Below are 21,605 nucleotides of genomic sequence, written 5' to 3'. Positions count from 1 at the left end.
CTAAATAGTTTCCTAAATTCGAACTGGTTCTTGCTCCGAAGGCATAACAAAAGACTCTGGCGTCATTTTAGAGTGATTAACAGAGCTTGGCATTTTGGATTTGAATTGTTTTTAGTGTTTACGGCACAATGGGTTAAGTTCCGTGGTGGTGGTGCTCACTACTTAACGCAGTGTTATTTGCTTTGAGGACTATTTATGATAAGCAGCGAATATGTAGTGAAGAAACCCAACGATAAAGAGCTACATTTGATTTTTGAATTAGGTTTGCCTGAGCCAGATCCAAATTCGGTAACGGGTGATTATCGCTGTAAATTTAGTGTGTTGGCATTGGGTATTGATGAGTATATTTATGGAGTAGATGCAATGCAGTCATACTGTATGACTTTAAAACGCTTTAATCTTCTTGTAAATGATCTTATCTCTGATGGGTGTAAGTTTTACTATCCGGGCTTTCTAGATATGGAAGTGGATATTCTGTCAACGTACTTTTAGGCACGCACATAACAAACTACTTAAGACGGACTACCAACGTTCGGTGAATTTGCTTCAAAGTTTGCGTCGTGTTTACGGCACAATGGTTTAGGTTTGGAGGTTGCGCTGCTTACTACTTAACACGGCGTTGTGCGACTCAGAAAAAAGGAGTTTCGAGTGGAGAAAATAATTGATGAGTTAATTGCTCAGGGGTATGAAGTATCTGGTAGTAATTCAAGTATTCGCGTAAGGATGGGGGCAGTTACTGGAAAGGTTGTTATTCGTAAAAGTGCCTATTCAAATACTTTTGTAGTGTCTACTCATACTTGGATTCAGCTTATAGCTTTAACGTTGATGCTTTCTTCACTTCTGTCTTCGATTTTCAGTCAGTGGGGACAGCCCGAAATAAGTGGTGCAATGTGGTTTAGCTTTTCGATTGGCATCCCTATTGTAATAACGGGTTTTGTAACTGCAATTATTGCGGAAATTCAGTTACAACCCGTTCGTCAGATCGTAAGAATAGCAAATTCAAAGCTATCACCACCAGTCGCTAACTAGCATTTAAGACGGGTTTCCAACGCTCGGCACTTTTGATTTGCTTTGGCTTAAGTGATTACGGCACAATACTTTAAGTGTAACTATGTTATGTCTACTTTTACGTGGGTACACTAGATTTTTGTGGCAAACAATTACTTCGGAGTTTTTATGATTGAAATCGATTACTTAGTCCAAGTGGTCAGTGTTCCTGCTGATTTAATTGAAGCGTCGAAGAATGCTAGCTCTGATTTGTATGGCACATACAAAGTTTACGAAGTACTTGTTCAGTCAAATCTCTTATGGCGCGTTTGGTATATAGATGATTATGACAAAATCTGGCTTGAAGTTAATTTAGTTAATAGTGCTGGAGAGGCAGAGTTTCATACGATAGCTTTAGACGAAGATACCTATCTGAAAGTAAGTGTTGAGCCTTATGAAGTTTTAGAAGAACTCGTATAGTTTCAAACATATCAAATGGCTTAAGCTAGGTGGTCGCGCTGCTCACTGCTTAATGTGGCGTTAGGCATTATTTCCTTAGGAGTTTTAATGGCAAAACTGAAGTTAATTTTGAGTTCGCTTTTATTTGTGAGTATTGCAGCATGTTCGCCTTTAGAAGCATTTCAAGATATGGACAATAAAGAAGAGCAGTTTAATGAGTTAAGCGTCAAGAAGCTTGGTGCGAAAGCGGAAACAAGTTGGAATATCCATAATGGTGAACTAACCAGTATTACAGTTATTTACCCTGCCAACTCATTAAATGACATGACCGTAAGAAAATTAGAAGGCGACGTAAAATCATTGGTTAAAACCATTTATGGCGACAAATCGTATGCAATAAGCGTTGCAATTAACTTAGCTGGTGAATAACTTTCTAGCATTCGACCACTACCGAGTTTCAGGTTGCAAAGGACATGGCTCAAGAAAGCCATAAAGCTGCCTACCATGCTAGGTGTTGAAGCTTTAACTATTATGCTTTGTTTGTCATCAATTCTTGGTGCAAATACTAGGTGGGGACCTTGTGATATTCTGTTAAACTAGGGGATTGCAGCCTCTAGGAAGATGAATTATGAGCCAAGAACAACCAAACAACCCTCTACATGGATTAACCTTGGAAAAAATCCTTGTACGCTTGCAAGAGCACTATGGGTGGGAGGGTTTGGATGCTCAAATTCAAATAAACTGTTTCTATAATAACCCATCTATCAAGTCATCATTGAAGTTTCTGCGTCGTACGCAATGGGCGCGAGAGCAAGTCGAAGCCTTGTATATAGAGACTTTTTGTAAATAAAGGTGGCATCAAGCCAAGTAGAACCACCGCCATCGTGCACAAATAACACTGAGTCATCCTGTGATCTCAATATTGCTGAGGCAGAGCGTTGCTGCAGTTAGCTAAGTAGGATAGAAGCTTCGATAAGTTGCTGTGCATTGCTGATGAATTGAGGAAAAGCGATATTTTTGAACAGAACATACGATAAACAGTGAAAGGTAGCTATGACTATGATCAGTTTTTATCTAAATAGTTCATATGCAATGTTTTTGTATCTTATGGGTTTTCTACCAAGCAAGGTGCAGTCTTTATCGCCAATTAACCTCGCTTGATAGAGACAGCTTAAGGTGCCTCTTCAGAGAGGGCTTTGATATCACATTCTATGTCGTATACTAATTCTGAGACTTTACTAGGGCGTAAAATGAACGACTCTGGTACTTGAAAACGACATGCCATCATGGTGTTGTACATTTCCCAGTGCTTCAATAAGCATTCTTCCAAACAATCGGTTTCATCAGCCCAGGTTTCTTTCATGAAAGGGGTTAGGCTAGCTGCGCCGTGGGCAAACATAATCATTTGCCACTTAATTTCCCATATTTTAATTTGGGCGTTAGGGTGTTGCTCGTTGTACTGCTGGGCCAGACTTAAAACAAGTCGTTCGATTTCACCCGAATTATCAATGAAGTAGTCGAAAAGAGCATCTTCTTGTCTCACAGCATCGGCAATTAACTGGATTGGCTGTTTAAATTCGAGCATATGAGCGAGCAAACGCACAGAAAAATAATACAACTTTATGTTGGTGCCGACGTCGACTGGCATATGCTCGATTATCGTACGAATGTACTTTTCCATATACAGGTGCAAACCATCACTAATTGCATACCAAATTTGCTCTTTGCTACCGAAATGGTGGCGGATCAAGCTATGAGATACACCTGCTTTATCGCTGATGTTTCTCAGAGACACGCGCTCATAGCCTAAATCGCAGAACAGCTCTGTTGCAACGCGCATGATTTCGCATTTGGTTTTTTCTGCGTCTTGAGCACTTCTTCGGCCTTGCTTTCTTTCAGTCATAACTCTCATCAATCTTGTGAAACGCCTTCTTTCTACCAGAAATTTCGTTCGATTTCATCAAAGAACATCTAAACAGTATAGATCGTTTAAAAATTATATTACACACCTGGAAAATAAACATTGATCTTGGTTGGGATTTAAATATACTGCACGAGTGTGTAATAAATATAGATGCTTAGCCATGAACGCATTAACAGAGAGAATAAAGCCGGCGATAAAACTCCTTGCTGTTGGAGCTATCGCTATAGGTACGGCGGGTTGTAACAAAGCGAATTCAGAAATGACTCATCCTGTAGTTAAACCGGTCAAACTGATAGAAGTGCCTGATTTATCGACTAAAAAATTTGACTCATTCATTGCGACAATTGATGCAACAGATCGTGCTGCGTTGTCTTTCCAAGTGGCGGGGGAAATAGAGAGCATCAATGTACGCATGGGAAGTGTGGTAAAAAAAGGTGATGTGTTAGCCGAGCTTGACCCGACCGATTACCAACTGGCATTTGATGCGCGTCTTGCTGAATATAATTTGGCCAAAACGGCTTTTGAGCGTGCTGCTCAATTGCATATTAAACAGTTAATTAGCGTTGATACCTATGATCAAAATGAAACTCAGTATAAAGCGGCCAAAGCAGCATTAGAACAGGCAAGAACGGATCTAAACTACACCCAGATTATTGCGCCTTTTGATGGAGTAGTGTCGCTTACCTTTGGTAAAGAATATCAAGTTGTTGGTGCAAACCAGCCGGTACTTAATTTAATCGACAACAATGTTCTTGATGTTGTATTGACTGTTCCAGTTAGCTACGTCGAAAGGCATGGTCTAGATCATATCGCAGACTCAAGCTTTCAAGTAGTCATGGACAGCCACAAACAAATTTCGATGCCAGCAAAGTTTAAAGAAATCTCGACTCAGCCTGATGCAGATACCAATAGCTACACAGCTAGTCTAATTGTTAAAAGGCCGCAGCAGCTTAACTTATTACCAGGTATGACCGGACAGGTGCAACTGCTGAATGAGCAGCGAGGAGAAGGGCTGAATTTGGCTTCTACCGCTTGGGTTTCACTACAAAATGGAGAAGGGCAACTATACCGATTTGATACCAAGACTGAGACCATCTCTTTGATCCATGTAGAGCTAGACAGCAATGGAAACATTGTTGATGGGGTTACGAGCGGAGATCTTATCGTCCAAGCTGGTGTTGAGAACTTATCTCCCGGGCAACAGGTCAAGGCGTGGAAAAGAGAGGGGGGTATTTAACATGCATTCTAAAACTTATGTTCTGACGATTTTATCGGTCTTACTGCTTTCGGCTTGTACACCAGAAACAGCTCACCGCGACGCTAACCCGTTGATGGTTGATACATTCAATGTTGAAGCGGCGTCACAGAGCCAGTTCCGCAATTTTAATGGCCAAGTTATGCCTGCAGAGTTAACTCCCCTCGCTTTTCGCTTAGATGGTGAGATCGCGTCGATTTTGGTTAAAGAAGGTGACAATGTCACTAAAGGACAAGCTATCGCCTTGCTCGATAATTCGAAAGCAAAGCAACAGCTCAATGATGCGCAAGCGAAATACGAACTTGCTCTAAAACAGGTTAAGCGTGGGCAAGAACTACGCAAAAGCAAAATGATCTCTAGCGCTGAGCTGGATGAGTTGACGGCCAACTTTCAACTTGCACAAGCGAATCTCGGTTCAGCAAAAGCAACAATGAAGTACATGCGTCTTCGTGCGCCATTTGATGGTGTCGTTTCATCAGTAGACAAGAAGAAATTCGAGAACATCAATCCGGGAGAGCAAGTGATTTCTATTTATCAAGCTAGCCAAGTTTATGTGAAAATCGAGGTGTCTGATTCTGTACTCGCACTGCTAAACCCTCAGACCAATGCGCAAGATTATCAGCCAATGGCGACATTTTCTGGGCACAGTGGTAGCTATCCAATCTCTTACTATGAGCATACCAGCGAACTTCATCCACAAAGCCAAACATACGAACTGTGGTTGAAAATGCCTCAGGTTGAGCAACGTATTTTGCCCGGGACAAGTGCCAAGGTTTCCGTCGACTTAGTGAAAGCAGGATTAGATACCTTTAAAGCTTATCAACTACCGATGACGGCGATTGATCCTGGTCGACAACCCCAAGACTTTTATGTGTGGAAGCTTGAACAAGGCGAAGCACATCGTTATCCGGTGATAGTTGATCAAATTACAGGAAATGGCGCGCTAGTTGGAACTGGAGTTGAAAAAGGTGATGTGCTGATTAATTCGAATTTAAGAAAGTTACGTGACGGTATGAAAATTAAGGGAGCTGAGCTGTGAGCATTGCTGAGTACTCGATAAAAAACAAAGTAATTAGTTGGTTGTTCTTAATCATCCTAGCGATTGGTGGTTACACTTCTTTTGTGGATCTAGGGCGATTAGAAGATCCCGCGTTTACGATAAAAGACGCGATGATCATATCTACTTATCCAGGTGCAACATCGCAAGAAGTTGAAGAGGAACTTACTTACCCGCTTGAAAAGGAAATTCGGAAACTTCCCTATATCGATAAGGTGACATCGACATCTTCGAATGGAATGTCTCAGATAACGGTTAGTATGGAGATGGAATACGGCCCAGATGAACTTCCTCAAATATGGGATGAAATGCGTAGAAAGATTAATGATCTACGACCCAATCTTCCGAGTGGTGTCAATTCGGTTCAGATCATTGATGATTTTGGTGACGTCTATGGCATCATGATCATGCTCACGGGTGAAGGCTACGATTTTATTGAACTTAAACGATATGCGGACTACCTAAGCCGTGAACTTGAGTTGGTTGATGGCGTGGGCAAAGTTGCAATTGCAGGCGACCAACAAGAGCAGTTATTTGTCGAAATATCTTTAGAGCGTCTTGCCGCACTTAACCTCGACATGAATACAGTCGTAGGTTTACTCAACCAGCAAAACAGTGTTCAGTCTGCCGGTGAAGTTATGGTGAATGGCCAAACATTGACGATCCGGCCAAACGGTACTATGAGTTCTGAACAAGAGTTAGAAGAACTCATCATTCACGGTCGTGACACGGGTAATCTGATTCGTTTGAAAGATGTTGCTACTATTAGCCGTGGCATTCAAGATAAGCCCTCAAATGTCGTTACATTTAACGGTAAGCCTGCAATTAATCTTGCCATCTCTTTTGGTGCGGGTGTCAACGTTGTCGAAGTGGGCAAAGCACTAGACGCTGAGTTAGCTGCATTAGAGAATATTCGACCTGCTGGTGTCGAGGTCAATTACTTCTATAATCAACCTGCAGAAGTATCGAAATCAGTTAATGACTTCTTAGTAAGTCTGGCTCAAGCTGTCGCTATTGTAATCATTGTTTTACTTTTCACTATGGGGCTTCGCAGCGGAGTTATCATTGGTGCTGTTCTTCTACTTACTGTGATGGGTACATTTATCCTAATGAAGCAAAATGATGTTGAGCTGCATCGTATTTCATTGGGCGCGCTGATCATTGCGTTGGGGATGTTAGTTGATAATGCAATTGTGGTTGTCGAAGGCATATTGGTTGGTCTTAAACGTGGCAAGACCAAAGTTCAAGCTGCGATAGATATCGCAAAACAGACACAATGGCCACTGCTTGGCGCAACAGTCATTGCGATTACAGCATTTGCACCTATTGGCCTGTCCGAGGATGCCACCGGGGAGTTTATGGGCTCATTATTCTGGGTGCTTTGTTATTCCTTGTTCTTAAGCTGGGTCACGGCGCTAACATTGACTCCATTCTTAGCTGATCTATTACTCAACGAAGAAGACAATAGTAACGCTGCAGAAGATGTAGACCCTTATAAAGGCGTACTGTTTACAGCCTTTGGTGCTTGCTTAAAGTTTGCTCTTCGCTTTCGCTGGTTAACTGTGATAAGCATGGTGGGGTTGCTTGTGGTCGCTGTAGCAGGCTTTGGCATGGTGAAGCAACAGTTCTTCCCACCATCGAATACGCCGATGTTCTATGTCGATATGTGGATGCCTCAAGGTACGGATATTCGACAAACCATAGAAGAAACAAAGAAGGTTGAGAAATACATTCGCCAACAAGAAAACGTTGAGTTTGTTTCAACGACAACAGGGCAGGGTTTACAGCGTTTTGCTTTAACTTATCAGCCTGAAAAGAGTTACGAAGCTTATACCCAATTGCAGGTTAGAACTCACGACCGTGAAACGATGTTTGAGTTGTTAGAAAAGCTCGATAAAAACCTCTCAGTGAAGTTCAATCAGCCAACGTTTCAATTTAAATTGATGGAATTCGGACCTTCCCCAGCGTCGAAAATTGAAGCTCGAATTACAGGTCCTGATCCACAGGTACTACGTGATATCGCAGTGCGAGTTGAAGATGTATTACTTCAAGACGCAGGTGCACGAAATATTCGTCACGATTGGCGCGAGCGAACAAAAGAACTCGTCCCGCAATTCAACGAGTCAAAAGCGCGTCGTTTGGGCATTTCCCAAGAAGAGGTTTCGAATACGTTACAAATGGCATTTGGAGGCACACCTATTGGCTTGCTTCGGGATGGCACGCATATGTTGCCAATCATTGCACGATTACCCGAACAAGAGCGCGTGGACTTTGAATCCTTAGCCAACGTTAAGATTTGGAGCCCAACACTACAAAACTATATCCCTGTGGAGCAGGTTATTGATGGTGTAGCTTTGGATTGGCAGGAGCCGTTGATTCAGCGTAGAGACAGAAAACGTACACTAACGGTACTGGCTGATCATGATGTACTTGGCCATGAAACACCGGCAAGTTTATTCAGCCGCGTTCGTCCGCAAGTTGAAGCGCTACCTTTACCAGACGGGTATTCAATCAGTTGGGGCGGTGAATATGAATCTTCTAAAGATGCACAGCAAGCTCTGTTTGGCTCAATGCCAATGGGTTATCTACTAATGTTTATCATTACCATGCTTTTGTTCAACTCATTTAGAAAACCGTTGGTGATTTGGTTGACTGTACCGTTATCTATTATTGGTGTCTCGATAGGACTACTTGCGACAGATATGCCATTTAGTTTCACGGCATTCTTAGGGTTGCTGAGTTTAAGCGGTATGATTCTTAAGAACGGTATTGTGCTGCTTGATCAAATAAATATTGAATTGAATTCAGGAAAAGATCCGTATCAAGCCGTTTTTGACAGTGCTATTTCTCGCGTACGTCCCGTTAGCATGGCCGCTGTCACCACAATTTTGGGCATGATACCGTTGGTATTTGATGCATTTTTTGGCTCAATGGCGATTACAATTATGGCCGGATTGGGTTTCGCTACCGTTCTGACTCTAATTGTTGTCCCTGTTTTATTCACCATTTTCTACCGAATCAAACCATCCACTGCCGGATAGTTCAAGGATTGAATAACGATTCGTTTGTAGACAGCCCGGATTTCGAATCCGGGCTTTTTTGTTCTTATTGTTGCCTTTCTATTATCTTATTTGTTAATAGTTGCCGAAGAACGAAATTCTTGTCCTATTTAGACTAAAGTCCAATAAGTTCTTCTATACAAAATATCATTCCATTCAGTGATTTATGGAAATTAATTGATATTACTGCAACTACAATAAAGTCTCGAATAAGACTGAAGTCAATGTCAATTAGTAACAATATAGTCATAAATAATAGACTAATAAGTCACGAAAATAGCTTTCACCTAATAGGTGACGGAGAGCAATGAAACGAGTGAAATTCAATGAAAAACGTTATTAAACAATGGGATAGTCGTTAGTGACTTGCGTGTTTGTAACGGTTTTGTTATTAAAAACAACACCTTAGCTCTGATTAACAACCATATAACATTTCATTCTATATGAGACCTTGTTCAACTTTATGCATTTAATTTCAGAAAGTATTTGAACTGTAATAAATACCGATTACTTTTGATAATTAAAAGACGGAAGAAAAGTCTTACAAAAGTTTATTAATGACGTTGGTTGGTGCTTAATAGCAAGCACCCAAAAAACACAATACTTGGTTATTTATTGCTGTTAAGAATGGAGTCTCTTAATGAAAAAACTCGCTTTGATCACTGGATCAAAAGGCGGAATTGGTTCTGCTATTACTACTCAATTAGTGAACGATGGCTATCGTGTGATTGCCACACATTTCACTGGCAAAAAGCAATGTGCTCAAGAATGGTTCAATGAGAAGGGATTCACTAACGAACAAGTGCGTTTATTCGAACTTGACGTTACGGATACTGAGCAGTGTGCTGAGCGCTTAGCAGGCTTACTTGAAGAAGAAGGGACCGTTGATGTAATTGTCAACAATGCTGGCATTACACGTGATGGTACGTTCAAAAAGATGACTGCTTCTGCATGGAAAGAGGTTATCGAGACAAACTTAAATAGTGTGTTCAACGTTACTCAGCCTCTGTTCGCCGCAATGTGCGAAAAGGGTAACGGTAGAGTAGTCAATATTTCGTCTGTTAATGGTATCAAAGGACAGTTCGGACAAACTAACTATTCTGCTGCCAAGGCTGGCATGATTGGTTTCTCAAAGGCTTTAGCTGCAGAAGGTGCGCGTTCTGGAGTAACAGTAAATGTGGTAGCTCCAGGTTATACGGGCACGCCTATGGTTGAGGAAATGAAACCTGAAGTCCTTGAATCTATTAAAGCTCAAATCCCTATGCGTCGTTTGGCAACGCCAGAAGAAGTTGCTAAGTCAGTTTCTTTCTTAGTGAGCGATGCCGCTGCCTACATTACGGGGGAAACACTCTCTGTAAATGGCGGCTTATACATGCAGTAAGGAGTGAGTGAAATGGAAAAAGTATTTATTGTTGGTGCTAAGCGTACACCTATCGGCGCTTTTGGTGGTTCATTAAAAGACATCTCGGCTGGCAACTTAGCGTCAATTGCGATTAAGGCTGCGGTATCTGACAGCAACATTAACGTCGACGTGATTGATGAAGTTATCGTGGGTCACGTGGTTAGTGCCGGTCAAGGTATGGGTGTTGGACGTCAAGCTGCCATCTATGCGGGAATTCCCAAAGAAGTTCCAGCCTACTCTTTGAACATGGTGTGTGGCAGCGGTATGAAAACTGTGATGGATGCCGTCAGCCATATTCGTTCTGGAGATGCAGATGTTGTTGTCGCTGCTGGGGTTGAGGTGATGTCTCAAATTCCTTTCACTGTACCTTCAGGAATTCGAGATGGCCATAAGATGGGCAGCATGAACCTGACAGACCTGTTGATCAATGACGGTTTAACCGATACGTTCAACCAGTATCACATGGGCGTAACGGCGGAAAATGTCGCAAAAGAGGTCGGACTTTCGCGCGAACAGCAAGATGAATATGCGCTTGCGAGTCAGCTTAAGGCTGTGTCTGCTATCGAAGCAGGTAAGTTCCAGAATGAAATTGTCTCAGTTGACGTTAAAAAGCGACGTGAAACCATCGTCTTCGATACTGATGAGTACCCAAAACCAGACGCGACATTGAGTGGATTAGCAAAACTGCGCCCAGCTTTCGACCGTGAAGGAACGGTGACCGCGGGTAATGCGTCTGGTATCAACGATGGCGCAAGTGCGATTGTTGTTGCGAGTGAATCGGCTGTAAAAGCGCACGGTTTAACACCCATTGCTGAAGTTGTAAGCTGCGCTCAGTCGGGTCTAGCGCCAGAAATTATGGGACTTGGCCCTGTTGAAGCTGTGACGAAAGCACTAGCCAAAGCAGAGCTGAAAACAGACGACATCGATGTGTATGAGCTGAATGAAGCCTTTGCGGCACAAGCACTTGGTGTGGTGCATAAATTAGCAGAAAAGCATCAAGTATCGGTGTCATCAATTCTTGATAAAGCCAACCCTAATGGCGGTGCAATTGCATTAGGTCATCCCCTTGGTGCATCTGGCAACCGCATCCTGGTTTCACTAATCCACGAGCTTAATCGTGGGCAAGGTCAATACGGTGTCGCCTCACTTTGTGTCGGTGGCGGTATGGGCACTGCAGTAGTAATAAAATCAATTAACTAACCCATTTAAATGGATTTAACTTAGGAGTGATACTCATGTACACAGATTTCTTCAAAACGTTTACTGACCAAACTGAAAAAGGTCTAGAACCGTACGTAAAATTCAACAAGCTAGTGACTAAAAATGTAGAAGTGCTCACTGAGCTTCAACTAAATGCAATCCGTACATACAGCGAAATGGGTTTAACTCAAATGAAAGCGGCTAGTGAAGTGAAAGACGTGACTTCGCTAACGGCATTCAATAGCCAACAGCTAAATGTACTAACGAAGCTCTCGCAGCAGATGATGGACGACAGCAATAAATTACAGTCAATTGCTAAAGAGTTCAAAGATGATGTTGAGCAAATAACATCGGAAAACCTTAAGACAGTGACTCCTGCATAACACTGACTTCTCTGCCGCCGAAAGGCGGCATTTTTTCCGATCTTAGGAGTAGCAATATGTTACAACACTTCTTTTCGGACTACCTTGTTAAGCTCCAAGAAACCAATCAAAAATGGTGGGAAGATCTAGAACTCAGCAGGGCAGCCGCAAACTCTCCCCTAAATAAAGCGATGCAAGAGGTCAATTTCGAAGATACAACAAAGCTTTTCGAAAGTGCAGCAAATCAACCTGCTGTATTGCTTAAAATTCAAGCTGACTGGTGGCAACAGCAGTTACAAATTTGGCAAAATGTCGCACTTACGGCCAATACAGAAGAGATTGTGCAAGCAGAAAAAGGTGACAAACGTTTTGCACACGAAGAGTGGCAAAAAGACATCTTTTATAACTTTATCAAGCAATCTTATCTTCTATTCAGCAAAACTTACCTTGAAACGATAGAAAGTATCGAAGGTCTAGATGAGAAGAGTAAAGAGCGAATCAGCTTTTTCTCGCGTCAAGCCATCAATGCAATGTCTCCAAGCAATTACATTGCGACCAACCCAGAACTGCTTAAGCTAACGTTAGAGCAAAATGGTGAAAACCTACTTGCAGGTTTGGAGCAGTTAAAAGAAGATGTTGAGTCGAGCGCTGATATCTTGAAGATTCGAATGACAAACAACAATGCATTCCGAATCGGAGAGGATATCGCCAATACGCAAGGCGATGTTGTTTATCAAAATGAACTGTTTGAACTGATTCAGTACCGCCCTATGACCGAAAAGGTCAATGCAACCCCACTGCTGATCGTACCGCCGTTTATCAATAAGTACTATATTCTTGATTTGCGTGAGAAAAACTCAATGGTTCGCTGGCTGTTAGAGCAGGGGCATGCGGTCTTTATGATCTCATGGCGTAACCCAAGCAAAGAACAGCGCAACGTTGAGTTTGGGGACTATGTGACAGAAGGCGTTGCTAAAGCAGTATCGGCCATTGAAGACATTACTGGTCAAGATCAAATCAATGCAGCGGGTTATTGTATTGGTGGGACAGTCCTCGCTTCCACTATTGCCTACTACGCCGCCAAACGAATGAAAAAGCGCATTAAAAGTGCGTCTTTCTTCACTACGCTGTTGGATTTTTCTCAACCGGGAGAAGTCGGTGCTTACATCAATGACACCATTATTGATGCGATAGAAGCGCAAAACAATGCCAAAGGCTATATGGATGGACGTTCACTTAGTGTAACTTTCAGCTTGCTACGTGAAAACAGCTTGTACTGGAACTACTACGTAGATAATTACTTGAAGGGTAACAGTCCTGTCGACTTTGATTTGCTGTACTGGAATAGTGATAGCACCAATGTAGCCGCTAATACTCACAACTTTATGCTTCGAGAGCTCTACTTAAACAATAAGTTGGTAGAAGATAAGGGTGTCAAAATTGGAGGAGTATGGATCGACCTGAATAAAATTAAAGTACCAAGCTACTTTATTTCAACGAAGGAAGACCATATTGCTCTGTGGCAGGGGACGTATCGTGGTGCGCTCAATGTGGGTGGTAATAAAACATTTGTACTGGGTGAGTCCGGGCATATCGCAGGTATCATAAACCATCCTGAAAAAGGCAAATATGGTTTCTGGACTAACGATTCTTTGGATGATAGTGCGGATGAGTGGTTAGCCAATGCTGATCATACTGAAGGCTCTTGGTGGACTCATTGGCACCAGTGGTTATTAGGTTTTAATCCTGAAGAGCAGGTGGAGCCATTTAAAGTTGGTAGCGAACAGTTCCCTGTATTGGGGCCGTCACCTGGCAACTATGTTAAACAGGTTCTACCGATTACAGACACCAACTAAGTTGTGCTAAATAAGAAAAAGCCCTTAGCGTCAGCCATGCTAGGGGCTTTTTTGTTTGTAATGGTTTTCGATATCTGTTTAATTGGATCAACTGGGGTCAATTTAGGGGAAAGGGAATGAAAACAATTGGCATGATCGGTGGTATGAGTTGGGAGTCAACTGCGGTTTATTACCAGCAGCTAAATGAAGGTATTAAACAGCAAAAAGGCGGATTACACTCTGCAAAAATAATCCTAAATAGCGTCGATTTTGCTGAAGTTGAAGCTTTACAGCGTAGTGGCGACTGGCAAGCTAGTGCGGACCTTCTATGTCAGGCTGCGCGATCTATAGAAAGGGCGGGTGCTGACTTCATTCTTATTGCTACAAACACGATGCATAAAGTTGCCGGCCAAGTGGTGGATTCTGTCGATATACCTCTGCTCCACATTGCAGATTGCACTGGAGAACAACTACAGCGAAAGGGCATTACTCGAGTAGGATTGCTTGGCACAGCTTTTACGATGGAGCAAGATTTCTATAAACAAAGGCTCACAGACAAATTTGGTATAGAAGTGATCACTCCCAATGGTGTGCAGCGAAAACTTGCCCACGATATTATCTACAATGAGCTTTGCCTAGGTGAAATAAAGAGATCCTCAAAAGATGATTATTTGACGATTATTGAAGACCTTACTGCATCTGGTGCACAAGGCGTGATTTTAGGTTGTACAGAAATAGGGTTACTAGTCGAGCAGAAAGACACCCGAATCCCGTTGTTTGATACTGTTGCGATCCATGCGCAGGCAGCGGTTAAAGAGGCGTTAAGATGAATCGAAACGTATGGCTGCTATCGTTATGTCAGGCTCTTTTAATGACGGGAAACATTCTATTGATTTCTGTCATTGGCTTAGTTGGTAAAACGCTGGCGCCGAATGCTAGCCTCATTACTCTTCCGGTTGCTCTACAATTTTTAGGTTTGATGAGTGCGACAATTCCAGCCTCTTTAATTATGGGAAACCTTGGGCGAAGAAAGGGATTTAGCATAGGCAACATAGTGGGCATCATTGGTGCTTCGATTGCAACCTACGCATTGTCTCAGCAAACATTCTATCTATTCTGCTTTGGCACGTTCTTACTTGGTATCGGCATTGGTTTTGGCACTCTATATCGTTTTGCAGCGATAGAAGTGTGTGATGAAAACGCTAGGCATCGGGCTATATCCATCTCTATGGCTGGTGGTGTTTTAGCCGCTATACTCGGGCCTAATCTAGCGATCTATTCACAGCAATGGTCGAGTGATGGCTTGTATGTAGGCGCATTTATGTCTTTGATTGTGCTTAATATTGTCGCGTTATGTTTATTGCAGACGATCAGTTTTCCTAAATCGCTAACTCGCACTGAAGCACTTCCTGCACAGCCACTCAGTGAGATAATTAAAGCGCCTAACTTTATGATTTCAGTGTTTGCCGCTATGGTCGCTTATGCTGTCATGAACATCTTAATGACGGCAACACCACTTGCGATGATAGGTTGTGGGTTTGACTTTAACAAAGCAGCAGGTGTTATTGAATGGCATGTTCTTGGAATGTTTGTGCCAGCATTTTTTACAGGTAGCCTGATTGAACGATTTGGAGCAAGGGCGATGATTCTTGCTGGTGGATTACTGTTTGTTTTGTGTATTGCCATTAACATTCACGGTCAATCTATTTGGCACTTTAGTGTTGCGTTGATATTGCTTGGCGTAGGTTGGAATTTTATGTTTATTGCTGCCACGGGGTTGTTTAGTCAGTCATACAAACCAGCCAATAAATCGAAGGCTCAAGCATTCAACGAGTTTTTTGTTTTTAGCTGTGTCACCGTTACGGCGCTAATGTCAGGTTGGCTGGAGTCTACGGTGGGATGGCAAGCTATGAATATTTACGTTTTGCCTTTTGTACTAGCGATTATCACTCTCTTTGGTGTGAATACCTATAAGGCCAATAGGGCAGTTGCGTAGAAAGTGCAACAATAAAAAGGCAGAGGATGATCCTCTGCCCAAGTGCTTTTAGAACGGGAACTTACTTAACTCTTCTTGAATAATCTTGTCTGCTATGTATTTATGCGCTGCGGTTGTTGGGTGCGTGACGCCCCAAAATACGTACTTATCGGAGCCATGATAGGCACAATCATTAGTAAAACTGTGGCTGTACAGATAATCGAGTGCTGAGCTGCGATTGATGTCCAAACATGCATCTGTCGAATTTGCGAAGCCGTGTTCTTGAGGCTTACTCGTCATTGAATCAAATAGTGTGTTTGCGTCGTAGAGAACAATATTGATCCCTTTGCTCTCGTACAGGGCCGCTTGTTCTTTGATAAAGGCATTAAACTCAACAATCTTAGCTCGTACAGTTTCGATTTCTTGCTGGGTTGAATATTTAAACTGTGGTGCTTTTGTCGCATCAGGTAGCGTCAATAAAATTAGGTGCTCAGCACCTGCGTCTGTGAGTCGAATAAGTGCACTGCTCAAATCGGCTTTTACATCAGAGACTTCTCGGTTGTAATTCATAAAGTCATTTAAGCCGAATTCAAGCGTAAACAATGAGTTCTTAGGGTCATAGTTTTTGGCCATCTTCATGTACGTTAGGTAAGAGGTTACCTGATCATAAATGCCTGTTAGCGCAACGTACTGGTTTGTGCCAGCTGCACCACCAACTGACCAATTGTATAAAGGAATGTCTTTAGCCTCAGCCAAATACTCTGTCCACACAAAACCATTTGAGAAGTGGCCTAAGAACCAAGAATTGGCATTTGGAAATACCCACTGCGAGCCATTAAATAGATTTCCGGTATCCGATAGGCTGTCGCCGAAAGCAACTAAGCGTTTGATTTTACTTGATGATGTATTGTCATTCGTCCAAATCGAGTGATTGTAAGAAAAACGATTGTCGGATGCGTAGTAAAGCATATCAGCGGTACTGTGGTTCACGTTAAGTGTTTCCTGGCAACGCTGTTTTATAACTGATTGTGGTGTGTTGGTGTAAAACATGTTTTTAAACGAGACCGAAGACCACCAGTAACCGTGTATTTTTAGGTATTCGCCATCACTATCAAGCGCCCATTCCCATGAGGTTGCAGGATCGTCGTGAGTTTGAGCAGGACGATACCAGCATCTCACATAGGTGTAGGTTTCGTCATTTTGAACGGTTGCGGCGTACGCTGCAGTTACCGCTTCGGGTGTGATAGGTTGTTCAGCAGAAAATGCCGGTATCGCGATCAACGAACTAGCCAGTAAAAGTGCATTCTTCATAAAACGTTCTCATAATTGTTGATTGGTAGAGTAATAGCTCCTCCGATCTGTATCTCATATGAGATTGTGTTGAGTCAAAGAATAGGTTTCATGAATGTATTTAAAGGTGAACTAAGATCAAATAATTCCTTTGTTGAGAAAAAGCTAAATTAGAATTGATCATTATTTAATCTTCTAAATTAGGAGGCGCAATTTAAGGTGTGATTAATTTAACAAAAACTAATGTATTTATTGGCTATTTTGAATTTAACAGATTGAAAATCGATCAACAATGTTCATGAAGAAAAATAATATGTCAATGTGACATTTTGTCCGTTAATAGTATTTAAAGCTTTATTTTTATTGGTTATTGGGAGTACAAAAAATGTGCGGAGTAATTGTATATTTCGCATCGTATCCCATTAATTGATAGGAATATAACGTGAATAAAAATAAGGTTTTAAAAACAACGTTACTGGCTACCTCGGTTGTAGCAGGATTAATGTCGAGCAACCTTTATGCAGCAGTGGATATTTTGGATATTAAACTTCAAGGCCAAAGTTGTGAAATAGGATTTCGACCTATTACCTCTGAAGAGGTTATGCCGATTAAATCAGAACTCATTGGTCAAATGGGGCCGTGGCAAATTACCAATATTTCAGATGGTTATGTTTTGATGGGCTCGGGCTACAACGGAACCATTAAACAAGACCAATTAGCGGGTACGACATGGTGTACCTACAACACTCCACCAGATCACAGTATTCCAGCCTACGCGGCATTAGTTTTACCTGAAAATGATGAGGCTTACACAGAGTGGCATCTCATCAACAAGCAAGAGTTCTACAAGCCCCTTGCATTGCTTGCTCACTACCTTGGTTTTGGCTGGGCTGGGGGAACAGGTAGTAAGTATGTTGGCGATGATATGATCACATCGACAGATGGCCTAGGGCACTATGATATTGATGCAGATGACTCAGGCTCATGTGAAGGCTACCGTTGCAATGAACGTTTGAAAATGGATGTCACTGGTTTCCAATACCACATTGACCCAGAAACGTTTAATGCCGGGCAGATTACCCAGTCAGATAAAGAGCTTATCGGTCGACGTTCTGAGGTTGTGACCAATGAGTCCGATCTAGAACAACAATATCGTGTTACTTTTAAATATGAAAAATCAACTAATTGGTCTAAAACTGACACGTATGGTTTGAGCCAAAAAGTGTCGACAAAAAACAAGTTTAAGTGGCCTTTAGTGGGTGAAACAGAGCTTTCAATAGAAATTGGTGCAAATCAAAGCTGGGCAACAACAAATGGAGATTCAGAGACGAAAGGTATCTCTAATACGATTGTTGTGAATGTAGCGCCGAATACTAAACAAGAAGTGTTTATGGAAGTATTTCGCTCTTCGATCAGCTACCCATATTCATTCAATGCAGAGCTAAGTTATGAAGTTGCTATGACTGGCTTCATGAGATGGTCGGGGAACGCATTAAGTCACCACCCAGATAACCGACCTACCTATACAGCAAATTGGGTCATTGGACGAAACGGTGGTAATGACAAAAACCTGAAGTATCAATATGAACATCGCAATATCCCGGCGACATCGAACGAATGGGATTGGCCTTGGTTGTTACGCGAATATGGTGCTGACAACGTGAAAAGTTTATTGGGTCAAGTGTTAAGACCAATACAAACGCAAATTACAGGTGAGTTTTTTGCTGATGCATCATTTGGTTCAGACGTTAGATTCGGTGAAACTATTCCACTGGGTAGTCGTACGAAACGCGCTGTGCTTTCTGAACCTACTGACTATTCTCTTAGCGACCAAGAGTTAGAAGCGTACGGGATTAAAAACTTCACTGTTGAAGTTGTGCCGGTACCCAAACTATAAACAAAAAAGCGCGGCCGTTGTGGCCGCGCAAACTTCACATTATGGAAGTATGGGAATAAAGAGAAACAAAGAGTAGATTAAAGATCAACGACAATGGTTTTGCTAGTTTTAACACCATCATCATCCATAACAGTCAGTTTTACTTCATGTTTTCCGTAACTTGGGAAAATTTTAGTAAACACACGTCCGCGTTTGATTTTGCCATTTGGTAATACCCACTCAGTATCAACGATACGCCCATCTGGATCGTGACTTGTTGACCACATAGTGACCCAGCGACCTAGATGGATATATTTGGCGCTCGCAACAGGTAAGGCATTAGGTGCAACTACATCAATGCTTTTCGTGCTGGTGTGAATAGCGCCCATATCATCAGTTACAGTAAGTGAGACGGTGAATGAGCCAGATTCAGAGTACGTCCAAGTTGGTACGGCGTCAGTGCTGGTTTCACCATTTCCGAAATCCCACAAGTAAGATATGATTTCGCCATCTGAGTCGCTACTGTTATTTTGAGAAACCACCGATAATCCGTTTACAGTTAGTTCAAAGCTTGCAGTAGGGGCAACATTTGGCTGCTGTACTTTAGAAAGCTTGATCACACCGTACTCGTTTGATGGGGCTTGCTCAATCACCTCAATTGCGATACCAAATTCTGTAAGTAAACGACCAGAATCTGGAGCGATTGGGTTGGAGTAATCTTGATCATCAGAAAATGAGTTGTTTGCCAGTAGACTAACATCTTCTAAGACGTCACCATCGGCGTTTTCCAGGCGCATACTGGCTTGGTCTTGCAATGAGAAAGCAGCGTCGCGTATTTGGTAGCGAGTTTGAGCAGCTGTTCCAGATTTCGCCCACACCATTGCGTTTTGGTCGGCATCCACGACTCCTAGCCAACCTTCTCCTGGGTGCTTACCTACCCAGTTATCCGTCATCGATTCATCAACGTACCATACGATTAATCCAGGTTCGAATGACATTAATTGCCCGAAGCGTTTGATGTTGCTTAAACCTTCGTCTACATCAGTGTGGCTACGCCATTGGAGTAAATAGTAGTGCGGTGCTTCATTGAAGCCGTCATTTAAGCGATAGCCATTTAAAGCAAATGTTGATTGCGCTTCGCCGTTATCTATATTGGTCACTGAACCATCTATGTCTAGAGCAATGTCGTCTATATGAAGACCTTCCATTGCTAATCCACCATCAGTGACGTAATCGAAACCAAGGGTAATCTGTTGTCCGGCCCATTGTGACAAGTCAAATTCAGCGTCAACCCAGCCTTTCGAGTCGCCAGCGATCGCCGGAACTAGTCCAGTATTGTACGGGTCATCATTAGTGGTGATGTTGCCTGAAATTGGCTGTCCATTGACTAGAACACGAGCAAAATCGTAATCTTTCTCGATTTGATACCATGCTTTAAAGGTAAGCTTAATTTGAGATGCAGCAGGAAGGGTAACCTTGCGTTCCATGCTGTTCTTTAGATCATCGCCTTTTCCACTGTGGAAATTGAACTTTCCATTAAATGGGGTAAGTCCAGCGGTACGTTTAACCGGAAGGTCTACGCGCACCATATTGTGTTTATCATTATCGACGGTTTGATGCAGTTTTATTTCAATAGGTTTGGCATCTATGTCGTTTAAAGTGACGACTGAGTTATCTACCCAACGGCCTCCAATAGACGCTTGAAGGAACTGTTTTGCCCACGAACTAAACGCAGTTGGCTGAGTACCACCGATCTGCCCCGCCCAGCTTCCTGAAGACATGATAGACCAGTAAGAGACGGGTTCGCCCTTACCTGTATATTGGGTATCGTATTCATCTGGTAGGCCAAGGTCATGGCCATATTCGTGAGCGCAGACGCCAGCAGCCGCATCTATTGGCTGTATTGTGTAATCAAACGCTGCGTACTGGCCATTGAATCGCCCCGGTACGGTACTAGATGTGCCTGACAATACGTGGTACTTACCCAAGTTGTAACGGTGCGACCAAATTGCATCTGCACCAAGTACGCCACCACCAGCCTCTTCACCAACTGATGCATGGAAAACCATTAGGTGGTCGATTACCCCATCAGGTTCGCGGAAGTTTCCATCACCGTCATAGTCGTAACGGTCTTCAATGTCATAGTCTGCTAGATTGATCGAAGGATCATTCGCTAACTGATTTAGTGCTTCACGGACTAGCTCTTGAGCATTTAAATCGTTATCTGTTGTAGGGGAGTTACCACCGTAGAACGAAGCATTATTTTTGGCGCGATACCAACCAGCAGCTTGACCTGCAACACTATAGCTGTTGCCAGATTCATTTTCATAGTACTGGCGCATAGAGATAAAGTTTTCACCGTTGGGGCCAGTGTAGCCAACATCTGAGAACAGCAGTTCTTGATAATGGCCAGGCTCATAGCGATCATAGAGCATTTCAGTATGCTCTTTAGTCAACCTGTTGTCGTCCCAAGGCAAGTCTGGAAAATCGACTAATACAGCAAGAACTTTGTCTGTACGCTTGTCATTCGGGTCGAATGAAAAAATATGAGCCTTGCGAAGCCCTTTATCAAACTCTATCGATTTTAGAATTTTAGCGCGTTGCTCCAAGGCTTTTTTGCCGAACTGTGCATCACCTTTAAAACCACGGTTTAGTTTGCCGTCGATGAACTTATCTAGCGCATTTTGACGATCTTCAACTGAGGCATTGGGATTAAGTTTCCCTTGGGCAACAAGCATTTCAATGACTTTGTCTTCATTAATGACGCCCAAGTCGATCGGAGTCTGGGCATTACCACTTGCGCTGAATAGAGTGAACACTGCTGACGCTAGCAGTGATTTCCTCATCGTTTTCATTATATTTCCTTATTTATTTTTTATTGCCAACAACCCGCTAAATAGCAGGTACAACGACGTTGTTAGATC

18 protein-coding genes are annotated in these 21,605 nt (G+C 42.5%); 15 read left to right on the top strand and 3 right to left on the bottom strand.

The window, feature by feature from the left end; translation table 11 throughout:
* The first annotated feature begins 195 nt into the window (after positions 1–195).
* The 5 genes from ZX61_RS19700 (at position 196) to ZX61_RS19680 (ending at position 2,296) form a co-directional block, all read left to right on the top strand.
* Positions 196–492 (top strand): hypothetical protein, encoded by a 297-nt coding sequence (locus tag ZX61_RS19700; protein WP_049846296.1) that lies wholly within the window; start codon positions 196–198, stop codon positions 490–492.
* Between the two features lie 156 nt (positions 493–648).
* Entirely contained in the window at positions 649–1,029 is a 381-nt protein-coding gene (locus ZX61_RS19695) for a hypothetical protein (protein WP_049846295.1), read from the top strand.
* Between the two features lie 147 nt (positions 1,030–1,176).
* On the top strand, positions 1,177–1,467 hold the full coding sequence (locus ZX61_RS19690) for a hypothetical protein (protein ID WP_049846294.1): 291 nt from the start codon (positions 1,177–1,179) through the stop codon (positions 1,465–1,467).
* Positions 1,468–1,554: 87 nt separating this feature from the next.
* On the top strand, positions 1,555–1,875 hold the full coding sequence (locus ZX61_RS19685) for a hypothetical protein (RefSeq protein WP_235431364.1): 321 nt from the start codon (positions 1,555–1,557) through the stop codon (positions 1,873–1,875).
* A 199-nt stretch (positions 1,876–2,074) separates the two neighbouring features.
* Complete coding sequence (locus ZX61_RS19680) at positions 2,075–2,296, top strand: VF530 family DNA-binding protein (RefSeq protein WP_049846293.1); 222 nt, start codon at positions 2,075–2,077, stop codon at positions 2,294–2,296.
* A gap of 321 nt (positions 2,297–2,617) precedes the next feature.
* On the opposite strand, the gene ZX61_RS19675 is transcribed toward ZX61_RS19680, so the two are convergent.
* Positions 2,618–3,349, bottom strand: a complete 732-nt coding sequence (locus ZX61_RS19675) for a TetR/AcrR family transcriptional regulator (RefSeq protein ID WP_049846292.1) — start codon at positions 3,347–3,349, stop codon at positions 2,618–2,620.
* 181 nt (positions 3,350–3,530) lie between these two features.
* Here ZX61_RS19675 and ZX61_RS19670 point away from each other — a divergent pair, with 181 nt between their 5' ends.
* The 9 genes from ZX61_RS19670 to ZX61_RS19630 all read left to right on the top strand — a co-directional run bounded on the left by ZX61_RS19670 (position 3,531) and on the right by ZX61_RS19630 (position 15,536).
* Positions 3,531–4,607, top strand: coding sequence for an efflux RND transporter periplasmic adaptor subunit (locus ZX61_RS19670; RefSeq protein WP_049846291.1), 1,077 nt, complete (start codon positions 3,531–3,533; stop codon positions 4,605–4,607).
* A 1-nt stretch (position 4,608) separates the two neighbouring features.
* Positions 4,609–5,664, top strand: coding sequence for an efflux RND transporter periplasmic adaptor subunit (locus ZX61_RS19665; protein WP_049846290.1), 1,056 nt, complete (start codon positions 4,609–4,611; stop codon positions 5,662–5,664).
* Complete coding sequence (locus ZX61_RS19660; protein WP_049846289.1) at positions 5,661–8,723, top strand: efflux RND transporter permease subunit; 3,063 nt, start codon at positions 5,661–5,663, stop codon at positions 8,721–8,723. Before ZX61_RS19665 ends, ZX61_RS19660 begins: the two co-directional genes overlap by 4 nt.
* Positions 8,724–9,381: 658 nt before the next feature.
* Positions 9,382–10,122, top strand: coding sequence for an SDR family oxidoreductase (locus tag ZX61_RS19655; protein WP_049846288.1), 741 nt, complete (start codon positions 9,382–9,384; stop codon positions 10,120–10,122).
* A gap of 12 nt (positions 10,123–10,134) precedes the next feature.
* Positions 10,135–11,343: an acetyl-CoA C-acetyltransferase gene (locus ZX61_RS19650; protein ID WP_049846287.1), complete on the top strand. Its 1,209-nt coding sequence runs from the start codon at positions 10,135–10,137 to the stop codon at positions 11,341–11,343.
* Between the two features lie 35 nt (positions 11,344–11,378).
* Entirely contained in the window at positions 11,379–11,726 is a 348-nt protein-coding gene (locus tag ZX61_RS19645; protein ID WP_049846286.1) for a phasin family protein, read from the top strand.
* A gap of 56 nt (positions 11,727–11,782) precedes the next feature.
* A complete protein-coding gene (gene phaC, locus ZX61_RS19640; protein ID WP_049846285.1) occupies positions 11,783–13,561 on the top strand; it encodes a class I poly(R)-hydroxyalkanoic acid synthase in 1,779 nt (592 codons plus the stop codon).
* A gap of 116 nt (positions 13,562–13,677) precedes the next feature.
* Entirely contained in the window at positions 13,678–14,370 is a 693-nt protein-coding gene (locus ZX61_RS19635; RefSeq protein ID WP_049846284.1) for an aspartate/glutamate racemase family protein, read from the top strand.
* Positions 14,367–15,536, top strand: coding sequence for an MFS transporter (locus ZX61_RS19630; protein ID WP_049846283.1), 1,170 nt, complete (start codon positions 14,367–14,369; stop codon positions 15,534–15,536). The genes ZX61_RS19635 and ZX61_RS19630 overlap by 4 nt, the downstream gene beginning before the upstream one ends.
* A 48-nt stretch (positions 15,537–15,584) precedes the next feature.
* Here ZX61_RS19630 and ZX61_RS19625 read toward each other — a convergent pair whose 3' ends face one another.
* Positions 15,585–16,826, bottom strand: a complete 1,242-nt coding sequence (locus ZX61_RS19625; protein ID WP_049846282.1) for an SGNH/GDSL hydrolase family protein — start codon at positions 16,824–16,826, stop codon at positions 15,585–15,587.
* Between the two features lie 421 nt (positions 16,827–17,247).
* Between ZX61_RS19625 and ZX61_RS19620 the strand changes: the two genes are divergently transcribed.
* Positions 17,248–18,702 (top strand): aerolysin family beta-barrel pore-forming toxin, encoded by a 1,455-nt coding sequence (locus tag ZX61_RS19620; protein ID WP_074181708.1) that lies wholly within the window; start codon positions 17,248–17,250, stop codon positions 18,700–18,702.
* Positions 18,703–18,779: 77 nt separating this feature from the next.
* Here the strand turns inward: ZX61_RS19620 and ZX61_RS19615 are convergent, their stop codons facing one another.
* Positions 18,780–21,536, bottom strand: coding sequence for an immune inhibitor A domain-containing protein (locus ZX61_RS19615; protein WP_049846281.1), 2,757 nt, complete (start codon positions 21,534–21,536; stop codon positions 18,780–18,782).
* Between the last annotated feature and the right edge of the window lie 69 nt (positions 21,537–21,605).

Source organism: Vibrio sp. VPAP30 (assembly GCF_001188205.1).
In the GTDB taxonomy this organism is placed as follows: Bacteria; Pseudomonadota; Gammaproteobacteria; order Enterobacterales; family Vibrionaceae; genus Vibrio; species Vibrio bivalvicida.
Note: the sequence above shows the minus strand (reverse complement) of the source record. Positions and strands in the feature narration are given on the sequence as shown.